The organism is Sphaerospermopsis aphanizomenoides BCCUSP55, assembly GCF_001586785.1.
GTDB classification, from domain to species: Bacteria; Cyanobacteriota; Cyanobacteriia; order Cyanobacteriales; family Nostocaceae; genus Sphaerospermopsis_A; species Sphaerospermopsis_A aphanizomenoides_A.
Window position 1 is genome coordinate 38,723 of the sequence record NZ_LUFH02000049.1, and the last position, 6,206, is coordinate 44,928.

A 6,206-nucleotide genomic window follows, 5' to 3' on the forward strand; every position below is an offset into this window, starting at 1 on the left:
GAGGGGTATGTGTTTGAATAACACAAATATTTAGTTAGGAATTATGAAAAAACCGAAAGTAATTTTTTTAGATGCTGTAGGTACACTCTTTGGAGTTAAAGGCAGCGTAGGCATAGTTTATAGTCAAATAGCCCAAGAATTTGGCGTTTCTGTTGCCCCGGAAATCCTCAATAAACACTTTTTTAAAAGCTTTAAAGCTGCACCACCACCCATATTTCATGATACAGATATTAAAGATATTCCCCAGCGAGAATTTGATTGGTGGCGAACTATTGCCCTCAACACCTTTGAAGGTGCAGGTGTGATCCAGGAATTTTCTGATTTTTCCGCTTTTTTTAGCGAACTATATATTCACTTTGGTACTGCTGAACCTTGGTTTGTCTATCCAGATGTGCCTCTAGCTTTGGTAAACTGGCGACGGTTGGGAGTTGAACTGGGTGTGCTGTCTAATTTTGACTCTCGTTTATACTCAGTATTGCAAAGCTTGGGACTCAGAGACTATTTCCAATCCATTACCATTTCTACCCAAGTACGTACAGCTAAACCAGATACGCAAATTTTTAACATTGCTTTGCAAAGCCATGACTGTTCGCCAGAGGAAGCATGGCATATTGGTGATAGTATTGCAGATGACTATAATGGTGCGAGAAAGGCGGGTATGAGGGGTATTTGGATTAACCGCCAGCATAATTACTAGCTGATTATTATCAGTATTAATTGACTACTTAACTGTAATCATTCAGTCTTCACCTGCTATATATCCCATATATAGGAATCATATTTGATTCTTCAAAAACACTCCGTACACTTCCCCTGTTCCCTGTTCCCTGTTAAGAGTTCCCTCTCTACACAGATAATTTCAAAAATCAAATACCAGTCCTATAAACAAATGAAAGTAAGTTTATTACAAACTTGGCAGCATTTTCAACTATCTTTTTCAGTAGAAATCAGTCCGAATATAACAGTAGATGCCGGTAAAGCTGTTTTAGAAGCAGCAGAAATTATTCAAAAACAAGATGCTAATTTGGAAGTCTTAAAATCTGTACTCCAAAATTCATCTTCATTATTAGATGTGCTGTGTTTACCTTTAGAACAAATAATTGGAAAAGAATTATCCTTTGTGTCTTTGGGTGTGAATATCTTGCGATTTTACGCTGATATTACCCAAGAATGTCCTACTTTAAAAGACTGTGTAGTTATAGTTAGTCAAGCAGCTTATTTACAAAGTTTGCGAGATATTTTATCTTTATACCCTTCTCTAAATTGGGATATTAACTCAGTTAATATGGAAGAAGTAAGACAAAAATTGCAAAATATCAATACTCTGGAATTAGATGTTAAAACGGCAACGGATACAATTACCTGTTTTCAGCAATCAGAGTTAGCAGCAGCATTCAACCAATTATTATCAGCCCGATTATTAGTACCAAACGTTAGCAAATATTTAGCCAATCTTTTGACCCAAAGAATAGCTGCTAATACTCATCGTTATATAATTGAATTTTGGAGCAAATCACGTAATAATATCCAAAATCTTGTTTCTGAAGACCTTATAAAATTATCAAAACAACAGCAAATAATTCAGGATATTGATGAATATTTAAAAACCCATATTTCCAGGCAATCATTAGAAAAATTATTCAATCAAAGCTACTCTCTAAAAGATATTTATATTCCTCTACAAGCTAAATGTTTAGGTCAAAATGTCAATGTTGTGGATTTAGAAACTTGGGCTAAAGGAGTGCTTCTTAATCAAAGCAAATCAGCACAATTGATCTGTGTTCAAGGTCAACCAGGAAGCGGTAAAACTTCTTTTTGTAAAATGTTCGCTGATTGGGTAAGACAACATTTACATCCTGTATGGACTCCGATTTTGATTTATTTAAAGGATATTGAATTTTTTGAATATTTTTTAGAAGAAACTTTAGAGGAAGAATTAAAATTCATTATTCATGAAAATAATGATAACTTGTTAAACAATCAAAATACCAATTTTCTTTTTATTTTGGATGGCTTAGATGATTTACAGGGTGATGTAGAGACATTTATTCAACAAGTAGCAGCTTTTCAACAAAAATGTCAAAATCAACCGGAAATGGGTCATCGCCTTTTAATTACTGGGGAAACAACTACTTTTCAATATATCCAGAATTTACCCGAGAATTTAGAACGAGTAGAAATCCTACCATTGGATCAACAATTGCAAGAAAAATGGTTTAAAAAATGGTATTCATTACCGGATAATCAAGGTAAAAATGTAGATTTACAAGATTTTTTAAGCAGTAAAAAATGTCCACAATCAGTCAACCAATTAGCTTATAATCCGCTGTTTTTGCAGTTGTTAGCAGTTATATATCAACAACAACCTGGGGTGATTGAGAAAGTAGAGAAATCTCATCAAAGAACTGCTAAAGTGGTAATTTATCAAGAATTTGTAAATTGGTTAATTACCAAGCAAAAACCAGCCACAGAATTTAGTGATGTAAATATTCAGGAAAATTCCAATAACCAATCAGATGTAAAACATCTTCTCAGAGAAGCTGCTGTTTGTATTATTCAATCTGGAGGTTTATTTGGCTCGATGTCTATGCTTCAATCCCGATTACAAGATGATGACATAGATATCAAAACAACTTTAGCAGATTTGTATATACTTCCTGAACAAAAACCAGGAGACATATTTGCAGCTTTTCATCAAGATTTTAGCGAGTTTTTGTTTGCTGAACAACTCACGAAATATCTATATGATTGGTCAAGATTTAATACTGAAGACCAAATTAAACAGATGAATTGGCAAATTTATGATTTGCTAGGTTTTGGTAAAATCACACCAAATATTATTGAATATGTCATAGGAATGCTCATACAGATTCCTGATTTATATTGGATCAATTTATTCAATGTTTTGGATAACTTTTACATTAACTGGTGTCAAGGGAAGTTTATTGATACAGCAGAAGAAACTTTAGCACAAAACAAGCTGAAAAACTTACAAAAATACAACCAAAATTACAGGATTAACAATTTAGGTCAGCGTCAGGTTGATATTTATGCAGGATTGAATGTGATGATTTTGCTGTTAGAATTACAGCGATATGCTCAAGAACATGATGTCCTCAAAGAATACATCATTTTCTATCCATCAGGTCAACCCCAAGGGAATAGTTTAAGATCAGATTTGTTGCGGCTGATTAACTACAGTAATTGCTTGCAGGGGGAAAGTTTTAAAAGTATAGTGGGGCAGTTCCTCAGTGCTACTCACTTGAGAGCTACTTATCTCTTCCAAGCAGATTTAAGTTACACAAACTTGAATCAAGCAGACCTGAGCCGTGCGGACCTAAGCCGTGCCTATTTGTTACACACTAACCTCAGCGGTGCCTATCTCATTGCTGCTAAACTAATCCAAGCAGACTTGACTGGTGCTAACCTCAGTGGTGCTAACCTGATTCGTACTGACTTGAGAGGAGCAAACCTGAGCTATGCTAACCTCCAAGATGCAGATTTGAGTCAAGTAGACCTCAGTGGTGCTAATTTGAAGGGTGCTAACCTCAGCGGTGTTTATCTGAGTGGTGCCAATTTAGGTGATGAATTCTTTGGTGAGATCCGCTGGGATAAAAATACTAACTGGAAAGATGTAGACGGGTTAGAAGAGGCTAAGAATCTGCCAGCAGCCCTAAAAAAACTTTTGGGAATCAATTAAACTGAACAGGTTCTAAAACTCTCATTGAAATCACATCACTCAAATGCCCTAACCTGCTTAACACAGGGTTTTTTGCAACGAATTTGTACCCACAACCATATTAAATATCCAAAATAGACTTGCAGTTTGAGGATTTTTGTAGTAGAAAGGCAACCAAGGTAAATACCAAGCCTCAGCAAAACTAGAGAAATTATACTGGTTCTTGATGAGGCTGTGCTAAATTTCTTTACTTATTCCTTGTTCAATCCTCTTAATTGATAAAGAGGTAATACTTTTGACTTTTGACTTTTGACTTTTGACTTGTGAACCTTGATCCCCGTTTGATCCCGATTTAGATAAAATGACAAAGCATAACTCTAAAACTCAACCCCGCTTTTGACTGCGACATGATAATTAATCAACTGAACAATGGTTTCACCCTATTTCTAAGTCTGCTAGTCGAGGCGATGCCTTTTTTACTGCTAGGGGTGTTATTCTCCAGTTTGCTACTGTTCTTTATTGATGAACGCAAATTAGTAGAGAAAATGCCCACCAATCCCCTACTAGGGGCTTTATTTGGCAGTATGATTGGCTTTTTGTTTCCGGTGTGCGAGTGTGGTAATGTACCAGTGGCGCGGCGGTTATTGATGCAGGGAGTACCCACACCAGTAGCAATTGGTTTTTTACTAGCAGCACCGACAATTAACCCCATAGTGATTTGGGCAACTTGGACAGCATTTCGAGACCAACCAGAAATAGTAGTATTACGAGTTGTGTTGTCTTTAGCGATCGCTACTATTATCGGTTTTGTATTTAGTTTTCAGCGAGATTTAAGTCCGTTTTTACAACCTGCGATCGCTCGTTATCTGAAATATAATCCACCCACCAAACCAGAATCTAAACGCAAGAAAAGATATCAACCAGAACCAGAACCAGCATCTGCTAATACTATCTTGCAATCAGGGACTTATATTCTCGGAGGCAAAGCAGGTATATCCACAAGAATAGGTGGTAATTTAAACCAAACAAATACCTCTACTTCTAACCTCAACAAACCTTTAGCTGATAAACTCCGTCTAGTCTTGGATAATATAGTTCAGGAATTAAGGGAATTAGGCGGCGTGATGGTATTAGGAAGTGCCATTGCTGCTGCAATTCAAGTTCTAGCACCCCGTGATATTATTCTCAGTTTGGGTGCAGGGCCAATTACCTCAATTCTGGCCATGTTAGTTTTAGCAGCAGTAGTATCAATTTGTTCTACAGTCGATTCTTTCTTTGCTTTGTCTTTTGCTTCTACCTTTACCAGTGGTTCTTTATTAGCATTCCTGGTATTTGGTCCAATGATTGACATTAAAGGTGTAGGCTTGATGTTATCAATTTTCAAACCTAAAGCCCTAATTTATCTATTTGTTTTAGCCGGACAGTTAACACTTTTATTCACATTAATTTTGAATTTGCACGTCATGTAATTTTTAGATTAGGGAACAGGGAACTCTTAATAGGAAACAAAGTTGAAATTCCTATAATTGTATAGATTTCTGGACATTTTTGGATCTCAGTAAATTTTATACCGCTATAAATCAATCAAATATGTTACCGCTAATGACCAAAAATTTCTTGATAGTAACAAGCCTTCATATTTATCCTTGGGGTAAATAATCCAAAATCCAAAATCCAAAATCCAAAATCCAAAATCCAAAATCGAATGACTTCAATTCAAAACCCAAAACCTAAAATACCCAATCAATTACTCCCTTGGCTAGATGTTCTAGCAATCACCGCTTGGGGAATTTTAATGCTCAAACACTGGCTCACAGGTAAACTATATTTATTAATTCACCCTGATTACTTTTGGTTAGTAATTGCGGGTGGATTTGGTTTATTAATGGTTGGATTGTTCAAAGGATTACAACTTTGGAAACAACGCCGTCGTTATGAAACACCTAATAACCAACAACATATAAATTTATTTCCCCCTGGTTGGAGCAGTGCTTTACTCTTAATCACAGCAATTTTAGGATTGATCATTACACCCCGTGTATTTGCCTCTCAAACAGCACTGGATCGAGGTGTAACCGAATTACTGGGAGCAACACGGGCCCAACCCCAAGCATTTCGCGCTACCATTCGACCAGAAGAGCGATCGCTCATAGATTGGGTACGCACACTTAACGTCTATCCAGAACCCGATGCCTATACAGGCCAGAAAGTTAAAGTCCAGGGATTTGTCATCCATCCCCCAGAACTAGATCAAAACCACCTATTATTAGCGCGATTTGTGATTACCTGTTGTGCCGCAGATGTCTACCCAGCAGGATTACCAGTACAACTGGCAGGGAACCGCAATCAATACCCACCAGATACATGGCTAGAAGTAGAAGGACAAATGATCACAGAAAAAGTCGCCGATAAACGCCAACTCACTATTAAAGCTTCCTCCCTCAAAAAAATTCCCCAACCCAAAAATCCATACAGTTATTAGGGAACAGGTGACAGTCAAGAAAGCAGGGGAGGCAGGGGAGCAGGG

At 36.9% G+C, this 6,206-nt stretch carries 4 protein-coding genes; all 4 read left to right on the forward strand.

Annotation, left to right across the window (positions count from 1 at the left end):
- The first annotated feature begins 43 nt into the window (after window positions 1–43).
- The 4 genes from A0J48_RS14025 (at window position 44) to A0J48_RS14040 (ending at window position 6,161) form a co-directional block, all read left to right on the forward strand.
- The gene (locus A0J48_RS14025) at window positions 44–697 is read left to right on the forward strand and encodes an HAD-IA family hydrolase (RefSeq protein WP_200323989.1); all 654 of its coding nucleotides are present in this window, start codon (window positions 44–46) and stop codon (window positions 695–697) included.
- A gap of 192 nt (window positions 698–889) precedes the next feature.
- The gene (locus A0J48_RS14030; RefSeq protein ID WP_200323991.1) at window positions 890–3,700 is read left to right on the forward strand and encodes a pentapeptide repeat-containing protein; all 2,811 of its coding nucleotides are present in this window, start codon (window positions 890–892) and stop codon (window positions 3,698–3,700) included.
- Window positions 3,701–4,092: 392 nt separating this feature from the next.
- On the forward strand, window positions 4,093–5,148 hold the full coding sequence (locus tag A0J48_RS14035; RefSeq protein WP_200323995.1) for a permease: 1,056 nt from the start codon (window positions 4,093–4,095) through the stop codon (window positions 5,146–5,148).
- Window positions 5,149–5,384: 236 nt separating this feature from the next.
- Window positions 5,385–6,161 carry a TIGR03943 family putative permease subunit gene (locus tag A0J48_RS14040; protein WP_200323993.1) on the forward strand — a complete coding sequence of 259 codons (777 nt, stop codon included), beginning with the start codon at window positions 5,385–5,387 and terminating at the stop codon, window positions 6,159–6,161.
- Window positions 6,162–6,206 lie beyond the last annotated feature (45 nt).

Coding starts and splice junctions, on each gene's coding strand:
- A0J48_RS14025 (WP_200323989.1), top strand. CDS start 44: ATGAAAAAACCGAAAGTAATTTTTTTAGATGCTGTAGGTACACTCTTT.
- A0J48_RS14030 (WP_200323991.1), top strand. CDS start 890: ATGAAAGTAAGTTTATTACAAACTTGGCAGCATTTTCAACTATCTTTT.
- A0J48_RS14040 (WP_200323993.1), top strand. CDS start 5,385: ATGACTTCAATTCAAAACCCAAAACCTAAAATACCCAATCAATTACTC.